The 18,412-nt window shown below is 47.9% G+C and carries 14 protein-coding genes; 4 read left to right on the forward strand and 10 right to left on the reverse strand.

Features of this window, described 5'->3' with window-relative positions; translation table 11 throughout:
* The first annotated feature begins 85 nt into the window (after positions 1-85).
* Positions 86-1,069 carry a zinc-dependent alcohol dehydrogenase family protein gene (locus GO755_RS23490; RefSeq protein ID WP_157587740.1) on the forward strand — a complete coding sequence of 328 codons (984 nt, stop codon included), beginning with the start codon at positions 86-88 and terminating at the stop codon, positions 1,067-1,069.
* A 161-nt stretch (positions 1,070-1,230) separates the two neighbouring features.
* On the opposite strand, the gene GO755_RS23495 is transcribed toward GO755_RS23490, so the two are convergent.
* From GO755_RS23495 to GO755_RS23505, 4 genes are all read right to left on the reverse strand, one after another.
* Positions 1,231-1,911, reverse strand: a complete 681-nt coding sequence (locus tag GO755_RS23495) for a 3-keto-disaccharide hydrolase (protein WP_157587741.1) — start codon at positions 1,909-1,911, stop codon at positions 1,231-1,233.
* Between the two features lie 127 nt (positions 1,912-2,038).
* Positions 2,039-2,668 (reverse strand): hypothetical protein, encoded by a 630-nt coding sequence (locus GO755_RS42040; RefSeq protein ID WP_317165946.1) that lies wholly within the window; start codon positions 2,666-2,668, stop codon positions 2,039-2,041.
* A 14-nt stretch (positions 2,669-2,682) separates the two neighbouring features.
* Positions 2,683-3,084 (reverse strand): hypothetical protein, encoded by a 402-nt coding sequence (locus GO755_RS42045; RefSeq protein ID WP_317165947.1) that lies wholly within the window; start codon positions 3,082-3,084, stop codon positions 2,683-2,685.
* A gap of 134 nt (positions 3,085-3,218) precedes the next feature.
* Complete coding sequence (locus tag GO755_RS23505) at positions 3,219-6,344, reverse strand: FAD-binding and (Fe-S)-binding domain-containing protein (protein WP_157587742.1); 3,126 nt, start codon at positions 6,342-6,344, stop codon at positions 3,219-3,221.
* A gap of 101 nt (positions 6,345-6,445) precedes the next feature.
* Between GO755_RS23505 and GO755_RS23510 the strand changes: the two genes are divergently transcribed.
* Positions 6,446-7,003 carry a biopolymer transporter ExbD gene (locus GO755_RS23510; protein ID WP_157587743.1) on the forward strand — a complete coding sequence of 186 codons (558 nt, stop codon included), beginning with the start codon at positions 6,446-6,448 and terminating at the stop codon, positions 7,001-7,003.
* A gap of 13 nt (positions 7,004-7,016) precedes the next feature.
* Here GO755_RS23510 and GO755_RS23515 read toward each other — a convergent pair whose 3' ends face one another.
* The 3 genes from GO755_RS23515 to GO755_RS23525 form a co-directional block, all read right to left on the reverse strand.
* Positions 7,017-7,364 carry a hypothetical protein gene (locus GO755_RS23515; RefSeq protein ID WP_157587744.1) on the reverse strand — a complete coding sequence of 116 codons (348 nt, stop codon included), beginning with the start codon at positions 7,362-7,364 and terminating at the stop codon, positions 7,017-7,019.
* Between the two features lie 115 nt (positions 7,365-7,479).
* The gene (locus GO755_RS23520) at positions 7,480-8,535 is read right to left on the reverse strand and encodes a DUF4097 family beta strand repeat-containing protein (protein WP_157587745.1); all 1,056 of its coding nucleotides are present in this window, start codon (positions 8,533-8,535) and stop codon (positions 7,480-7,482) included.
* A gap of 441 nt (positions 8,536-8,976) precedes the next feature.
* A complete protein-coding gene (locus tag GO755_RS23525; protein ID WP_157587746.1) occupies positions 8,977-10,740 on the reverse strand; it encodes a S41 family peptidase in 1,764 nt (587 codons plus the stop codon).
* 499 nt (positions 10,741-11,239) lie between these two features.
* On the opposite strand from GO755_RS23525, the gene GO755_RS23530 reads away from it, so the two are divergent.
* Complete coding sequence (locus GO755_RS23530; protein ID WP_157587747.1) at positions 11,240-14,485, forward strand: SusC/RagA family TonB-linked outer membrane protein; 3,246 nt, start codon at positions 11,240-11,242, stop codon at positions 14,483-14,485.
* A gap of 22 nt (positions 14,486-14,507) precedes the next feature.
* Entirely contained in the window at positions 14,508-15,944 is a 1,437-nt protein-coding gene (locus GO755_RS23535; RefSeq protein WP_157587748.1) for a SusD/RagB family nutrient-binding outer membrane lipoprotein, read from the forward strand.
* Between the two features lie 286 nt (positions 15,945-16,230).
* Here GO755_RS23535 and GO755_RS23540 read toward each other — a convergent pair whose 3' ends face one another.
* From GO755_RS23540 to GO755_RS23550, 3 genes are all read right to left on the reverse strand, one after another.
* A complete protein-coding gene (locus tag GO755_RS23540; RefSeq protein WP_157587749.1) occupies positions 16,231-17,328 on the reverse strand; it encodes a PA14 domain-containing protein in 1,098 nt (365 codons plus the stop codon).
* A gap of 104 nt (positions 17,329-17,432) precedes the next feature.
* Complete coding sequence (locus tag GO755_RS23545) at positions 17,433-17,726, reverse strand: hypothetical protein (RefSeq protein WP_157587750.1); 294 nt, start codon at positions 17,724-17,726, stop codon at positions 17,433-17,435.
* A 317-nt stretch (positions 17,727-18,043) separates the two neighbouring features.
* Entirely contained in the window at positions 18,044-18,277 is a 234-nt protein-coding gene (locus GO755_RS23550) for a hypothetical protein (protein WP_157587751.1), read from the reverse strand.
* Positions 18,278-18,412 lie beyond the last annotated feature (135 nt).

Raw genomic sequence — 18,412 nt, forward strand, 5'->3', positions numbered from 1 at the left:
TAAAAATGCAACTGGTTGTGGGCCCTTTCTCCTGACCTTTGATGCGTTCAATCAAGCAGGATAATCTACCAAAAGTAGCATTACTATGAAAGCGCTCATTCTGGAAGAGTACAACACTTCCTTTCAGGTAAGTGATCTAGAGAAGCCAATAGCCGGTCAGGGACAGGTATTAGTGAAAATCAGCGCCAGTGGTGTAAATCCGCTGGACTTAAAAATCAAAGCAGGCCAGGCTGCACATACGCAAACCCGATTGCCAGCTGTATTAGGAATTGATATGGCGGGTGTCGTGGAAGCCGTTGGAGAAGGAGTAACCAGCTTTAAACCCGGCGATGAGGTATATGGTATGATTGGTGGAATTGCTGGTATTCAGGGTTCGCTGGCCGAATATGCCGCAGTAGATGCTAATCTGCTGGCGTTAAAACCTGAAAATCTAACTATGCGCGAAGCTGCTGCCTTACCGTTGATTTTTATTACGGCCTGGGAGGGTCTGGTAGACAGAGCTAATGTACAGTCGGGAAAAACGGTATTGATTCAGGGCGGAGCCGGTGGAGTAGGGCATATCGCCATACAGCTAGCGAAAGCAAAAGGCGCACAGGTTTTTGCCACCGTTAGCCCCGAAAAAAGTGAATTTGTTAAACAATATGGTGCTATCCCTATTGATCATACGGGGTTCTCGGTTGATGCCTACGTACAGGAGTTTACGGCTGGAGAAGGGTTTGATATTATTTTAGATACCGTTGGCAGCACTGTGCTGGATGCTTCCTTTAACGCTGTCAAACAATATACAGGGCACATCATTAGTATTTTAGGCTGGGGTACGCATAGCCTGGCTCCTTTATCATTTCGAGGAGCTACTTACTCAGGCGTATTTACTTTATATCCGTTGATCTCGGGTAAAGGACGGGCACATCAGGGCGCAATCTTAAAGGAGGCAACCGCCTTAGTGGAAGCTGGAAAGCTAAGCCCATTTATCGATGACAAACGATATACCTTTGAGACAATAGCCGATGCTTATACGGCGATGGAGCAACGGACAGCAAAGGGAAAAGTAATCATTGATGTTGATTGACAGTGAACTCGCAGTTCTTTTTTTTCTGTCATTCCGACGTTAGGAGGAATCTCAAGGTTGACTGATATAGGACTTTGAGATTCCTCCTAACGTCGGAATGACAGAAAAAAAAGCCGCTACATACAGAGTCATAGCGGCTTTTTTATTGAAAGTTAGATAGCCTACAACTCCCGAATCTGGATGTTTTTATACCAGACGCGCTCTTTTGGACTATGATTTTGGAGGGCAATTTTGCCTTTTGCGTGCGGTGTTGCATAAGGCCAGTTGGCGAATTTGCTTTTGGCGACCAGCGCTTTCCAGGCATCGGAACCATATTCGTAGTCGGATACTTTTTTGCCGTTCAGGAAATGCTCCACGTGGTTGTTATTCACCATAATCCGGCCTTTGTTCCACTCACCAGCTGGTTTTACCGCATTCAGGTCTGCTGGCGGAATCATATCATAATTGGCACCTGACAGCTGTGTGTCTTTGAGTTTGTACGGCTTGCCGTCTCCATCTACATACCCCTTATCGTCGATCACCTGATACTCCGGGCCGGACATATAAGTCGATTTGATGTCGGGACTGTCGATTATTTTGTAGACAACACCACTGTTGCTGCCTTTGGGGATTTTGAACTCAAATTCCAGTTCAAAGTTTTCGTACTCTTTATCGGTTACCAGATCACCACCTGTACCGTCGGGCGTTAGGGCACCGTCTTCAACATACCAGCCAACAACGCCATCTTTATGGTAACTGTGCCAGCCTTTTATTGTCTTTCCATCAAACAATGATGTCCATTTTGGAGGAGCTGCAAAGGCCATTGCACTCAGCAGCAGGCAGGGTAGGAGTAACTTTTTCATGTAGTTTAGAATTTGCTATTAAAGGTATGTTTTAAACGCAAAGAGCGCAAAGGAGAAGCAAAGGTCGCCGAGAAAAATTCTTAGCGGTCTTTGCGCCTTCCTTTGCGCTCTTTGCGTTTAAAACATATCAACTCGCCATTTCGCGGGCGGCTTCCGGATCGTTGTATTTGCGGTCGAGGCCTTCGGTTGATTTCTGATCAGAACGGTCTGGTCCCGAAATCATATCCTGTGCTGCAATACTACTTTCGTCGGCCATCTCGCGCGGAAGCTTCTGGGCTTCCTTTGCCTCTTCAGGCCGCTCTCCTGGCTGATTTTCGGCAGGATCTTTAGCGTTTACATCATACGGACGAGCCGAGTCGCCGGTATCAGGCTTGTCTTCCATGCCTTCCTCCGAGCCGGGAGCAGCCTTTGCTGCTTCCGGTAAGCCTTCGTACTTAGTTTCCGCTACGTGTCCGTCCGGTTTTGGCCCATTTGAAGGGACAACACTCGGCCCTGCTGACGTAAAGGTGCTCAGTCCCGGCGAATTGCTATCACGGATGTCGGGTACAGCTGGCTTAGGCGTACTCGGCAGATCAGGGATTTCGGGACCGGGTACCGGCGGGCTGGGTGGCGTTTCCGGAATACCAGGCTGCGTTGGGCCAGGTACTTGTGGCGTTTCTGGAATCGTGCCTGGTGTTTCGGGAATCATGTCACCCATCGGTGTACTTCCCGAAATGACATTCCAGCCGCCGAATGAATTTGTTGATGTGGTTTTCATGGTTTTGTTGTTAGCTAATCTTCAGAAGGCAAACCCGTATTGGCCGTTGCTCCAGCATCAGGATTTCCCGTAATATCGGCTTCGGCAATGTCTGCTGTTGTGTTTGACGCATGTGGGATGGCTTCATCGTCGATTCCCGCATCAGCGTATTGGGCTGAGTCTGAATTTTCGTATGTTTTTCCTCTCAATTGGTCCCCTTGCAAGCTTCGTTCTTCATCGGAACTATACCGATTGGCAAGTTGGCCATCTACTACGTCGTCGTCTGTATCGCCAATGGGCGTTAATTTGCCATCCACGAGTTTAACCATATTTGTTTCGCCCTGGTCGGCACCGAACATCGCTTCCGCATTTTCGTTGGAAACCAGATTGGCTTGTTGTGCTCCGTCGCTAAGGGCTGAAGAATTTGAATTTTCCATGATAACTGTGAATGTTTGAGGTTTATGAAGAACTACTAAGAACGCAAAAGGTTTTTCTGACAGGATTTACCGGATGAATAGGATTGTCTATTTATAGGCTCAGAAAAATTCTGTAAATCCTGTCAGAAAAGAAATTACTTCAATGCATCGAACAAAATCTCGGCGGGATGTTGGGCTTTACGACCAGTTCCGTCTTTGATCTGGTGGCGACAACTGGTGCCAGCGGCTGAGATAATGGCATCTTCAGCCTTGCGAACGGCTGGGAACAAGACCAATTCGCCAATTTGCATCGACAAGTCGTAATGTTCGGTCTCAAACCCAAACGAACCCGCCATGCCGCAACAGCCCGACGGAATTAGCTGGACATTATAATTTTGAGGCAAGGATAATACCTTCTTAACTGGAATCATTGACGATAAGGCCTTCTGATGGCAGTGTCCGTGCACCTTCACCAATTCCGATTTAGTCGTAAATAAACTACGGTCAATGCGACCGGCGTCAGCTTCACGAGCGAGCCACTCTTCGAACAGAAAGACATTTTTGGCGATACGTAGCGCATCGGCTTTTAACTCGTCTGGAACGAGGTCAGGATATTCATCCCGGAAGGTCAGAATGGCTGAAGGTTCCAGACCAATTAGTGGAGTTTCGTCGGTGATGAGGTCTTTGAAGATAGTGACGTTGCGAATCGCCAGTTTCTTCGCTTCGTCTACTAACCCTTTCGATAAATACGTCCGGCCACTTTCAACATGGTTAGGAAGCGCGACGGTGTAGCCTAAACGTTCCAGCAACTGAATCGCTTTTTGGCCAACTTCTACATCGTTGTAATTGGTGAATTCATCGGCAAAAATTAGAACAGAACCTGACTTGGATTCTGGTGAATCCGGAAGAAACGAGGGCGAATAATTGTTGCGATTTTCTCGACCTATCCGTTCGTTTTCTTCCTTTTTCTGCTCCCACCACCATTTTCGCAAAGTCGTCTTTGCCATTTCGGGCATGGTACGATCGGGGTGGAAACCAACGGCACGATTGGCGATCCGACGCAAGGCAGCGGTTTCATAAAATCCATTGTAGGCCCAGGGAACAAGACTGGCCATTTTCATCAAGCGGGTAAAATTGCCAATCAAGCGTGCGCGCACCGGAATACCGCTTTCCTTGTATTTCTGTTGGGTAAACTCGGCTTTCATTCGTGCCATGTCCACGCTCGATGGGCATTCGGCTTTACAGGCTTTACACGACAGACATAAATCCAGAACGTCTTTGACAGCTTCGAAATCGTTCTCAGTTGGCGTAGATTGATTACTGTAAAAATGCCGCAGAATATTGGCCCGTGCTCGTGTCGTGTCGTGCTCGCGTCGGGTGGCCATGTAGCTCGGGCACATCGTTCCTCCCGAGATTTCGGTTTTTCTACAGTCGCCGGAGCCGGAGCACTTTTCGGCTAATTCGAGCATACCACCATCCTTCGAGAAGTCGAAAATGGTTTTTGGTTGCGGAATAATCACATCCGCTTCCGAACGTAGTGACTCGTTCATCGGTGGCGTATTGACCACTTTGCCGGGATTGAATGTGTTGTGCGGGTCCCAAAGGTCTTTGACATCCTTGCACAACTGGAAGTTTTCGGGCCCGAGCATAAACGCAATGCACTCGCCCCGCAGTCGCCCATCGCCATGCTCACCGGAGAGGGAGCCACCGTATTTTTTGACCAGCGTCGCCGTGTCCAATAGCAACGCCCGAAAATTAGTCCGGCCTTTAGAAGACTTAAGATTAATAAGTGGCAATACGTGGATTTCACCCGCGCCGGCATGGGCAGAATATTCAAGTTTCAAACCGTGCTGTTCCCACGCCATTTTGTCCAGTTCATCGATGTAATCGGGTAGGTCGTGAACGTCTACGGCGGTGTCTTCGATGACGTTGGCTGGCTTTTCGTCGCCGGGGATATTATACATAATACTCAACCCCGCCTTACGAAGTGCCCACGGCTTTTTGGTGTCTTCATCGAACAGAATCGGGTACGTATAGCCTAATCCTTTCGCTTTCAATTCCGCCACAAATCGTTCGGCCTTCTGCGCAACGCCTTCTTTCGTATCGTCGAAAAATTCTACCATCAGGATAGCCTTTGGATCGCCTTCTACAAATGCTCGGTTTTTGAGCTGCTCAATGTTGGTTTTAGTCAGTTGCAGAATGTAATCATCAACCAACTCCGATGCCGAGCAGTTATGCGCCAGCGCCACCAGATTCGCTTCAAGCGATTGCCGAATAGTTTGGAAATGAGCACAAACTAATGCCGTTTCTTTCGGTGGCAGCGGGAGTAGATTGAGTTTCGCTTCGGTGATGAAGCAAAGAGTACCTTCGGAGCCAGCAATGAGTTGGGAGAAGTTGAAAGTGCCCTCATTTCCCTCACCCCCGGCCCCTCTCCCAAAACGGGAGAGGGGGGACACCAGTCCCTCATTTTCTCCCCTCTCCCGTTTTGGGAGAGGGGCCGGGGGTGAGGGAAATGAGGAGAACTCTTCAAAAAACTCCACCATCGCATCCAGCGCATAACCCGTATTCCGCCGTGTAACGGTCGGTTTTGGGTAGCCTTCACGGATGTGTTGACGAACGTCTGGTTTGGAGAGCCAGTCGCGGAATTGAACGTACAACCGTTGTTCGAGTGGGCTTACGACGTTTTCACCGTTGCATTTCGCGTCGAACTGTTCCTGAGTGAGTGGGCCAAAGGTGACCTCGGCTCCGTCGCTTAAGACTGCTCTAACTTCGAGCAGGTGGTCGCGGGTGGTGCCCCAGATGATGGAGTGTAAACCGCAGGAGTTGTTGCCAATCATGCCGCCAATCATCGCCCGGCTGGCTGTCGACGTTTCGGGGCCGAATAGTAAACCGTGAGGTTTCAGAAAAGCATTCAGATCATCACGGATCACGCCCGGTTGGACTCGCACCCATTGCTCGTCGGCGTTGATTTCCTGAATTTTTCCGAAATACTTGGAGATATCGACGACAATTCCACTGCCAACTACCTGTCCAGCCAGTGAAGTCCCAGCCGCTCGGGGAATCAACCCTATGTTATGTTGTTGCGCAAATCGAAGCAATCGTTTGATGTCGGCAACCGATTTGGGTAATGCCACCGCGATGGGCATTTCCTGATACACCGACGCATCGGTCGCGTACAGAATTCGCTGAGCAGTGTGTTCTGGCGATTCATCGAAATATAGATCACCCTCAAAGGAGGGAAGTAGCGTAGCAAAGGGGATTTTTTGGGTTATCAGGAACATAGTAGACAAGGCATCAAACGGGCTGTAAAGATACAAAAACCGGCACGCGTTTGTGGAAATAAGCCGGTTTCACCATCAATCCGCTAAAGCCCGTTACTGCCATGACAACACGCCGAACTTATCTGCCCGTACGCCTTGATTTCGCTCCCTTTGTGGGCGTAGCCCTATTGCTGATTGTATTTTTTGTGTTCACTAAAGCGATTCAACGCCCTGTAATTATGGGCGTTACTGTGCCAACGGGTTGCCATAAATATGAGTCGCCTATTTATCCCAAAAAGTTAGTCACCTTATTCTTATTGGACCACAGCCGAGTTGGGTTTATGCAGTATAGGCATGGAGATGACATGGCTGAATTACAACAAACTGATTTCCGGCCAGAGGGTATTCGTAAATTATTGGCGACTGTCGGTAAATCGGCTGCTGGAGATGTAGCTGTTGTCATAAAACCGACTCGATCTGCCACTTTCGGAAATGTATCGGATGCGTTGAAAGAACTCAAACTTGCAGGGAATCTACCTTATCTGTTAGTCGCTGAACTCAACGCGAATGAACAACGTATGCTGAGCTATTACGAGCAGATCTTCGTGCGCGACTTCTCTATAGGGGATACTGTATTTCTGAAAGTGCCACCGTATTATCGCTCTTTAGATCTGAATTAACAATGCGAATTTCTTACCCTCGATCCAGTCCCCGTTTCAATAATCCACCAATAAAGCTGCCCACAAACGAAAGAATCATAGATCCGTAAAGACCGAAATTCTCAAGGTCGCGGTCGGAAGGACTGTCAGTTGTCGGAAACAAAATGGTATAGACAAAGAAGATAGAGATGGCCTGTGTCAACGCCAGAAACCAGCCCTTTCGTGGTTCCAGAAAACCCAGCCCGGTGGCGAGTGCCGTCGCTACAAAGTAGGGGAGGTGAATGGCAGGGGTGATTTTTATGCAGAATAGAATAATTGCGCTACTAATAAGTGTCAGGCCGAGATTGATAAGCAGTCGCCTGTCGAAAAATGAAATAGACATAAAAAGAAGGCCCGCCGGATGTTCGGGCGGGCCTCAAAATTACACTAATCAGGTCGTATTAATTGGCTCAGACTGAATACCAGGACGCTGTGAGACAGTAACTGGTAGCAGTGAGTTATTGGTTTACATAAACGCTTCCGCTGCTGGCTGTTAGCGTTACAGGGATGCCACCGCCGTTCAACGTACCTCGAATACGGTCTTTTTCGGTATCGCCGTTGAAGTTGTTGAGTGGGATTTTAATGCTATTTCCGCTCAAATTCAGCGTAATTCCTTTATCAAGAGGCATTTTCACCCGAACGCTACCGGCGCTGGTCGATAACCGAACAGGGCCGGTCAGTTTCGTAATGCTTACATCAACACCACCTGCACTGGTGCTGGCGTCGATGCTACCGGCCACATTAGCCAGCCGAACCGATCCACCTGATGTGCTGGCTTTAATATCGCCCTCAAGGCTTTCGCCATTCACACTACCACCACTGGTTTGTGCGTCGACATCACCTTTTAAATCTGAAAGCCGAATGCTACCACCCGATGTATGTAGACGCATTTTTCCAGTTGACGATTTGCCTTCAATGGAACCACCCGAGGTTTGTAAGTCGAGGTAACCGGAGGTGCCAGCCTGACACCCATCGAAATGAATGGAGCCACCCGACGTTTGACCGTTGATATCACCGTCTACATCATTCATGTGCAAGCTACCGCCACTGGTGCGGAATTTCTGATTACCACTCAACGAAGCGAGATGGATGCTGCCGCCCGATGTACGCAGGTCTGTGGTAACCTTGCGGGGCGTGTAGAATTTGAAGCTGATGCTCAGGCTATTTTTCCAGTTGTTAAGGTTATTGTGGCGTTTAGCCGTGGCAACGATGGTGCCACCTTCCTGAGCAATAGAAATGTCGTAATCTTTGAGCCGATCTTCGATTTCGGATTTGTCGAGATTGCCGTTTCCGTTGTTGCCACGGACATACATTTCGACCTTGGCGTTCATGTCGGTTCCACCTTCGATGGTCAGGCTACCGCCCGATGTTTCGGCCCGTACGGAGTTGATGTTTCCCGAAAAGGTTTTGGTTTGGTAAGGAGTATCCCGATCGTCTTTAGGTTTATCAGCAAGGGCTGTTAGCGAGAAAGTGGCTACGCCCAATAGAGTTAGGAAGAACTGGTTGCGTTTCATACGATTTGTCTTGATTTATAAAGCAAAGATGCCGGTCTGCATAAGAAGGTTGCATGGTGCTGAATTTCTTCTGCTTTTTAGCAACATCTACAGATGTAATAGTATGGTAGCAAGCAATGTGCCATTCATATAAGTTGCTTATAGTCAATTGTTTGCTCTCTCTTTGTTTATAGGGAATGTCCGTAGGCGGACAAGAGTTGTTCGTTGGTGGACAGCGTAACCCCACCCCAACCCCTCCCCTTGAACTAAGGGGAGGGGCTAAGAAGCGACTGACCTCAATCGTTCTCGCTTGGCTACGCCGAGTGAGCACTATTCCTTCAAGGGCCTCTGGCCCGTTCTGTTCATTATTGTTCATCATGCCGGCCAGAGGCCGTCAAAATAATAACCCTCACTCGGCGTAGCCAAGCGAGAACGAGTGAGGTCAGTCGCTGCCTGGGTTAACTATTTCTTACTCTTCTTTTTAGGCGCAATAGCCGACTCCTTCACACCCAGATAATTCAAGGCAGCTTCCAGCACCGTATCCCGACCGGCTTGCCAATCGGCGGCAGTGGGTTTTACTAAAACTGCTGGCTGGATTCCTTTGGCATTCCACTCGGTGCCGTCGGGATACATATCTCGTTTGGTACAAACGCGGGCCATTACGCCACCGGGTAGCGAAAAGGCTAACGGCTGACCCGTACTTCCGCCCGTAGGTTCGCCAATGATTGTTCCTCGCTTCATGGCGTCGAATACCACTGCGAAATCTTCGGCCGCCGAAAATGTTCGGCCACTCGTAAGCACGACTACTGGCTTTGTGTATAATTTCGTGCCATTGGCAGGCCAGCTCCTATCTCCTGCCTCCACCGGCTCAAACACAACCGATTCGCCACGCGCCCGACGCAATGGACTGTATAATCGCGATGAATACGAGCCCGTTTGCATCGGTTTATCGGTCAAATAGCCCAGCACATTCCAGCCATAACCGCTATCTCCTCCACCATTTAGTCGAACATCGAGAATCAGCGCGTTTGTCGTAGCAATCGAATCAAAAGCGGCTTTGAATCCGTTGAGAGCCTGATCGTTTTCAAAGTTGTTTAGCTGCACGTAGGCCACGTTGCCGGGCAAAATTCGGAAACGAAATGCAGGTGATTGTTTTAGATTTGAATAACCTGTTCGAGGTAGTATCCGATTAAACGTTTTTCCCGACGGCTCCCGAAACGTAATCATAACAGGTTTGTCTTTGGGCCCTCGCAGCAGCCGATACGTATAAGTTGCTACGTCGATGTTTTGTGGAGTTGAACCGCTTTGATAAGGCTTCACAAACCGGTCGGCATATTCGTTGACGGGCAGCCCGTCGATGCTAACGATTTCGAGCATGGGCCGAATCCCGGTTTTTTCCAAACTATCTGATCGAACCTCTTGTACCAGTACTTTTCCGTCAACTAGCACGGGTAAGATAGGCGGTTGGCGAGATGTTGAATCGGCCAATGTCGCATCGCTGGCCCAAACGTCGGTATGACCATCGTGGAGTTGCGCGCAGAATGACTGAAGCACCCGCATGTATTCGACCGTAGAATGAGTAGCCCGAATTTTCGGGAGATAATCCAGATAGAGTTTATCCCAATCTACATCCGCAATGTGGTCGAAATAGGCAAAGTTATATTTCGCTTCCGACCACAATTTCGAGAGTCCAGCTACTTTTTCGTCCTCGCTAATATTGGGTTTGTAAGGTGTCTTGAGCGCTGTTGAATTAAATAAACGCTCGGCGGCCTGTGCTTTGGCTAATAAAGGAACCAGATTCGGATTCTGCCGGACCGTGGTAAACTCCGCCAGCTCATTAATATAGCCTGCATAAGCGGGGGCAAATTTCCCGGTCAACGGATAGAGCAGAGTCTGGGCAGCCGCTTCGTTATTCCCCAGTTTCGCCTGAATACGGGCCAGATCGAATGAAATATCACTTTTTCGGTAAAAGAGGGATTCGTTTCCCTTTGCCAGTTCCTGCACGTCGGCGCGGTGATAATAGGTCAGCGCATCCTGTAAAATACGCTCTGCTTTCTTCAGACTGTCAATAGGTGGCTTGTCGGCTCCTTTCTGTACCATTCGGGCGCGACCTCGTTCATTCTGTAGATACTCATAGGCCTGTGTACTGGTTAACGTAGACTGGGCATACACGCTGTGCATGTAGACACTGAGAGTGGATATCAATAAGCCTAAAAGGTAGTTCATGATAGTCGATTTAGGATTCTTAAAGATGCATAAAGTATGGGAAACTGCAATATGACCGAGCGGTTTGTCCTCTTTTTACTCTGAATAGTGAACAACGAGAAGTGGCTAAGTAATTCCTGATGCTATAGATTGAGTATTATTCTATATGGATATAATGATTAAATTTTGTAAATTTTAAAGAATATAAAATTAAATTTGAATATAAATATTTTTAATAGAATATAATTGGTGAATTATGAAAATAATCAGAATATAGTGTTGTGATTGTTCATTTTGTGAGATTATATTTGGATTAAAAATCTATCCGCTCTTCGCGTATTATTTTAATAGTGACCAGGTATTGATTGGTCCAATTGTGTGCAAAGAAGAGACTTCGCTGCACGTCTACCCCGAGTTCTAATATCGCTTATATAGACTACGTACCCATTGCTACAATGACTGATTAGTTGCTGTATTCACCTGTAATTTTTTCTTTTTATAAACCTAATTGTGAAGTGAGATGCGAAACAGAAGTTTACTACTCATGTTGTTTTTTGCTCTTTATGCACCCCTACAGCTCTTCGCCCAGAGCCGGGTCATCAAAGGGATTGTTACATCAGGCGACGACAACGGCGGAGTGCCGGGTGTGAACGTCGTTATTAAGGGCACAAATATTGGCGCATCAACAAACGCAGAAGGAGCTTACTCCATTTCTATTCCCGAAAACCTGGTAAAAAACGGGATTCTGGTCTACTCCTTTATTGGTATGAAAACCACTGAAGTGCCTATTGGCAATCAGAGCTCAATTGCAGTCAAATTGCAACATGATGAAACTTCACTGGATGAGGTGATTGTCAGTGCCTTAGGATTTAAAGAGAACGCCGATAAACGCGGTGCTACAGCCTCGAAAATTGAAGCCAAAGACATCGTTCGTTCGGGCGAAACTGGCGTGATCAACGGTATGTCTGGTAAAGCTGCTGGCGTTCAGATTACGAAATCAGCCGGTGATCCTGGTGCTGGTTCGTATATTCAGATTCGGGGCCAAAACACGATTACCGGTACAACGCAACCACTCGTTATTGTCGATGGTATCCCGATCAGTAACTCAACTCTGGGCGATGGTGCGGCTGGCGTTACCCAGCAATCCCGTCTGAATGACATCAACCCCGAAGACATTGCATCCATGCAAATCCTGAAAGGTGCATCGGCAGCGGCTTTATGGGGTTCGCGGGCAGCCAATGGCGTAATCGTTATTACGACCAAGAAAGGGGCTAATAGCGATAAGGTCAATATTTCGTATAGCACGACTGTTTCGTTCGATACGCCTAACCTGTTACATCCTTTACAGAGCAATTATGGTCAGGGCTCAGATGGCGTGTATAACCCAACGGTGGCTAACTCGTGGGGCGACAAAATTTCCAACCGCGCTGGTGGCGACGATGTGGTTAATATGAATGGTGCCCGTTTTGAGGCTTATAGCGGAAAGACATACTACCCAATTCTTACCAAAAACTCGAAAGAAACCTATAATGATGCCCGTAAGGACGCCGTTTTCCGGACGGGTACGTACATTGATAATAACCTGTCTGTCAGTGGTGGTAACGAAAAAGGGAACTTCTATTTGAGCGTTGGCGATCTGCGCCAGAAGGGTATTATCAACGGACAGAGTGATTACAACCGGACGACCCTCCGGTTCAACTCTGAGCGCCGTTTCAATGATATTATCAAAGCCTCTACCAATGCGACCTATGCCCGGACGACATCGAACCGGATTCAGCGTAGTAATAGTGTAAATGGGCTGTACATTGGTTATCTCCGTTCGGCACCTGATTTCGATAGCCGCGATTATATCGGTAATTATTTCTCGTCGCCAACGGCCAGTGCTATTCCTAACCGGCAACGTTCGTATCGGAACTACCTGGGCGCATTGGCGAACCCAATCTATAACGATCCGTTGTGGGCTATCAATCAGCTAACCAACTTCTCGGAAGTGGACCGCTTCATTATGAGTTCAGAAATACTCATTACACCAGCAAGCTGGTTCGATATTACGGCTCGTGGAGGTATTGATGCCAACACCGATCACCGGATTACGAATTATCCGGTCAATTCGGCAGTCAACAGCGGTTTGGGAAGCTACGAAGAGGCTATCTACAAAGAATCGGAGATGAATGGTGACTTGATCGGTCGTGTCTTCAAGGATTTTGGTAAGAACATTACCAGTACCCTGATCGTTGGGTTCAACCTGAACGACCGGAAATACCTGAACCTGGGCGGAACGATGAACACCTTCATCATTCCAGATGCACCGGCCAACTTTGGTAACTCGCTGACCTCAAACGATGCGCCTTACCGGACTACCACGCACCGCCGGATGGCCCGACTCTATTCTACCTTGAATGTGGGACTCTATAATCAGGTCTTTTTGAATGCATCGCTGGCTGGGGAGTCGGGGTCTACATTCGGTAGCCAAACGAAATCGACGTTCTATTATCCATCAGCCGACGTGGCCTGGCAGTTTACGCAACTACCTGTATTCCGTGACAATCCAGTATTGTCGTTTGGTAAACTCCGTGCTTCGTATGGTACCGTGGGTGTACAGCCAGATGCCTACAGAAATACGACTACCTACGTAAATGCGTCATTTAGCAGCTGGGCCAATACGCTTAGTGGCTCGGGCTACGGTAACGGAGCATATGTACGCAATGCCACGCAAGGCGATCCATTTCTGCAACCTGAACGGAAAACAGAATATGAAGTGGGTACTGATCTCCGCTTCCTGAACAACCGCTTAACAGCAGGTTTCACGTACTACTCCAATGAGATTACCAACCTGTTGCTGAACGTAGCTGCGGCTGGTTCAACGGGTTACACCTCGAAATACACCAACGCGGGTTCGATGACCAATAAAGGCTGGGAATTGGAACTCCACTATAACATCCTGAACAAGAAAGGATTTAACTGGAATGTGTTCGGTAACGTGAGCCGGAACATCAACCGGGTAACCAACCTGGCCGGAACGGACATCATTACGTTGGGCGGTTTCAGCAGCACAGCCAGTACGGTAGCTAAAGTGGGTTACGCGATGTCGTCGCTTTACGGTGGTACGTATCTGCGTACCGAATCTGGTGCGCTGAATCTTAACGCCAATGGTTTCCCCCAGGTAGCTCCACAGTTTGGTGTGATTGGCGATCCGAACCCAGACTATCGGGGTGGTTTTGGTACAAATCTTTCCTACAAGAAAATCTCTTTGAACGTCCTGTTTGAGACCTTCCAGGGTGGCGATTTCTACAACGGTACAAGAGGGGTTCTCTATAATTTCGGTACGCATGCCGATGTAGGTAACGAAGTAACGCTGACGAAAGACTTGAAGAACTATGCCGGTAAAACGATTGCCGCAGGAAGCACCGTTCGGGGTAACATCCAGGATTTCGGCGCAGGTCCAGTTCTACTCGATCAGTCGTACTATACCTCAATTGGGGGCGGCTTCAGCACATTGGTTGAGCAGTTTATTACCGATGCCAGCTGGACCCGTATCCGCGAAATTTCAGTAGGCTACTCGATCAGTTCGCCAAAATTCCGTCAGAAAACCAAGTTGCAGTCGATCGATGTAACGGTAACAGGCCGTAACCCGGTTCTGTGGACTAAAATGGTGGGTATCGATCCAGAAACAGCTCTTAATGGCGCCAGCAACTCGCGCGGGCAGGATTACTTCAACAGCCCGAACACGAAGTCACTGCTGTTCAGCATAAAAATCAATTACTAATTCTTACGAAGAAGCCACTGCTATGAAACGTACATATAGATCAGTTTTTGCTCTTTTGGTTGGTCTCCAGTTCTTCTCCTGTTCGTCTATTGTCGAAAACCTGAACGTTGACCCCAACAACCCGACTGCCTCAACAGGTAGCCTGCTGCTTACCGGTACCGAGATTGCCAACATGGCCACCCAGGAGGGTATGGCCAGCCGCCTGACAACCATCTGGGATGGCTACGCGTCTGGCGCTGACCGGCAATGGCTGGATTATTACAATTACAATGTAACGGCCGGGGTTTATGACGCCGACTGGAACCTGGTCTATCAGGCAACGAACGCCAACGCCCTGCTCACGATTGAGAAGGCCACTGCGCTCGGAAACCGTAAAATGGCTGCCATTGCCAAAATCCTGCGGGCCAATGCATTAGCTACCGGCACGCAGTTATGGGGTGATATTCCATTTGATCAGGCGGGCGATATTCTTAAATATCCCAGCCCGTCCTTTGAACCCCAGGCAACGGTGTATACAAAACTTCTTGCCTTGCTGGATGACGCCATTGCCGATCTGAAATCAGGGGTAGGTACTGTTACAACTGAAGACATTCACTTTGGGGGCGATGCCACTAAATGGACGCAGACTGCTTATACACTGAAAGCCCGGTTGCTAACCGACCTGAAGCAATATGATGCTGCGTATACGGCCGCCCAGACTGGGATTAGTGCGTACGCCAATTCATTATATGCTCCGCATGGAAATATCGCTAACGTGAATCAGAACGCCTATTTTTCCTTTTTGGCCAGTTCACGTACCGGCGATATAAACGCTGTAGGTGCCTATAACACGACGCTACTGAATCCAGCGAGTGCTAAGTACAGAGGGAATGCGAAAACGATTGAGACGGCTCGGTATAAGTTCTATTATTTAGAAGTGGGTGTTAATAGCCCCGGAAAAATCGAACCGAATACGACGGGCACAACGGGTTTTTTCGCGCAAACGGCTAGTTTTCCGCTTGTTACGTACCAGGAAAATATTCTGACGCTGGCTGAGTCTGCCTTGCGTTCTGGGAAAGGGTTTGATGCTGCTTTAGGGTATCTGAACACGTATCGGGCTTTCCTGAACACGGGTGGTACTATAAACTCGGCTTATCTGACGGCTGGGGCATACAAATATGACCCGTATGTAGCGGCTGATTTTGCAACTGGTGGTATCGAAAATGCAGATGGCATTACGGCCGATAACGCGCTGCTACGGGAAATTCTGGAAGAACGGTATGTTTCGTTCTATGGCCAGCACATAGGCTGGGATGATGAGCGTCGGACCCGTGCCGAGGCCTATGGGATCAAACTCACACCTAACAACGGTACACAGCTTCCCTGGCGGTTCATTTACCCACAAAATGAACTGAACTCCAACGCTAATGCGCCAAAACCAGTACCCGCCACGTTCGAAGCACCTGCTATCTATAAATAGCATCTTTTAACCACAGAGCCACAGAGATATATTGAGTTAAAGCAATTAATCGACGAAAAACCTTCTACAGCCCACTGCTTTAGCTGTGGGTTACCTGAAAGAAATCACAATTAACCCAACCGTTTCAACGGTTTATCGGGAATTGAAACCGTTGAAACGGTTGTTTCTACAGGACCACTTTTATCGCCCCACAGCTAAAGCAGTGGGCTGATACTGGTTATCAATTCGATTCGGCGGTTATTTAATTCAACTCAATATATCTCTGTGGCTCTGTGGTTAATAAATGCTATCGAATTGTAATCTCTACCCGTCGATTTTTTGGCCGTTCGCTTTCAGTCGCATTGTTAGCAATGGGGCGCGTGCCGCCATATCCTGTTGCTGTAAGACGGTTGTCGGCTATGCCGTGCCTGATTAAGTAATTCGTGACAACTTTAGCCCGGTTTTCTGACAACGCCAGATTCAGTCTTGGATCGCCGACGTTATCAGTGTGCCCCGCTACCTCAATGCGCCAGAGCGGATTTTCCTTGAGGGCGATCACAAGTTGATCCAGTTCTGCTGCTGATCCCGGTAATAACACATAGCTACTTTGCTCAAACTGAACCTGACGTAGGGCAAAGGTCTCGCCCGGCTTGTGGTCTTCGAACGGTTTAGGCGTTGACATTGCTGGTACAACTGCTTTTGCGACCGTGTCTACTACAGGCTTCGTCCTTGCCACTGGCTTTTTGGCCAGCGGCAAGGGCGAACTAAAGGTAGGTTTAGGAGTAATCGGTTTAGGGGGCTTTGGAATAACGTTGGCAACGGGAACTGGCTTCGGCTTAAGAGGAATTGATTTGGCTGGTTTTCTGATTAATGTGACTCGCTCTGGCGCTGCTTTTTGAAAGAAATGCTGGGCCGTTATTGCCTCGCCGGGATTGTTTACCCCATTGAAAATGGTTTTTGGTGCATTAGGCAGCACCCATAACAAGTCGATTTCCCCCTCCAGCAAATCGTTAAAATAATCGACCCGCAAATCGTAGAACTTCCCGGCTTCCAGAATAACGCGGCCGCTGAAATACTTCGAATCATTCAACTGCCAGGCATCAATTACTTGTTTATTGCCAACCCAAACCCGGATACCATCATCTACTTTCGCATTGAATGTGTAAGCCCCCGAAACAGGAGCCAACAGTTTACCCGTCCAGCGAATGGAATAATAGGATCGAGAGATACCCGGTCCCGGATTCTGGTTTGCCCAATTGAAACTGATGGCGGGGTCAATTCGCGTAAAAACTTTATGCTCGAAATTCGTTCCGGTATAGTACTCTCCCTTCAGACCCTGCTGTGCCTGCGTTGGTTGATTCAGAAACCATAGGAATACGCCCCAAAATGCCCAGATCGCTTTCATGAGTTAACCCAAAGGTTAAAGATGGAACTTTTGCGAATCTGGTCGTATGGGTAAGCGCAAAATTAAGCTGATTTAACGTCCATTGGGCGCTAAATTCCAAGCCATTATCTGGCTCTGAGTAACGTTCGCTGTTTGACCAGGTCTTCTCGTTTGACGAATGTAATTGGAACGAACTCATCCGTTGGGGAGCCAATATAATAAAGCGTCCAGTCCTGGTCGTAGTCAGCTAATAGCTGACGAATACACTCTACCCGGTCAAATGTTGGCACCCGGCAGTCGCCCCAGTAAAATAGTTCTACACGATAGTGTAGCGCCTGTTTCTGACCGTTGATGGTCACGTCGATTTCGATGTCCTGTTTGCCAGGCAGCGAAGAGATGGGAATGGCGATGTATGACATAGTTTAAGGACAAGAATAAGTGATTGACTGTATACACATTTAACTCATACCTTATAAACTGCCCAAATGTTATACCAGTAGTGTAATAGATTATTAATTAGCGAGTTATGTAGTAAAAACGAACGTGGGGTGTCCGAAATCGGACACCCCACGTTCGTAAGCGGACAAGAAAATTCCTATAAAAAAATGGAGAATTTCTGAATGATTTCTAGCTAACGCTTAAGGTTAATGCCAATCACTTGCTGGTCGTAAATTACGATTCCAGGAAACAGCATTAAAATGAAATTTATGACCAGAACCAGCTGGATATAACCGGTTTAGTTGCCAAGTAATATAGTATTATTCCACTCATGCACGATACCCGATGGCTGGCTGGGTTGTTTCGTATCCTGCCAAACGTCAGACGTCTGGTCTTGATCAATCTCGTCGGCCTCGCCTGGCCATGTACTATCCATGCGGTATTCCTGTGCTTGATTTTTTTTCCAGTGAGTAAAGTAGGTTTGACAGGAAGTCAAAAGGTAATTCCAACGAGTTAATAGTGAATTTATCATAGTTTCATTCAGAAATATATAATCAATCAGAAGCCGATAAGTTTTCCCTCTATACGATTGCCGAATTTAAGGCAGTCTACACGATTAGATGCCTTTGAGACTACGAAGCGGGGAAACGTCATTCTAGAAATAATC

It is taken from the genome of Spirosoma arboris (genome assembly GCF_009754945.1).
GTDB classification, from domain to species: Bacteria; Bacteroidota; Bacteroidia; order Cytophagales; family Spirosomataceae; genus Spirosoma; species Spirosoma arboris.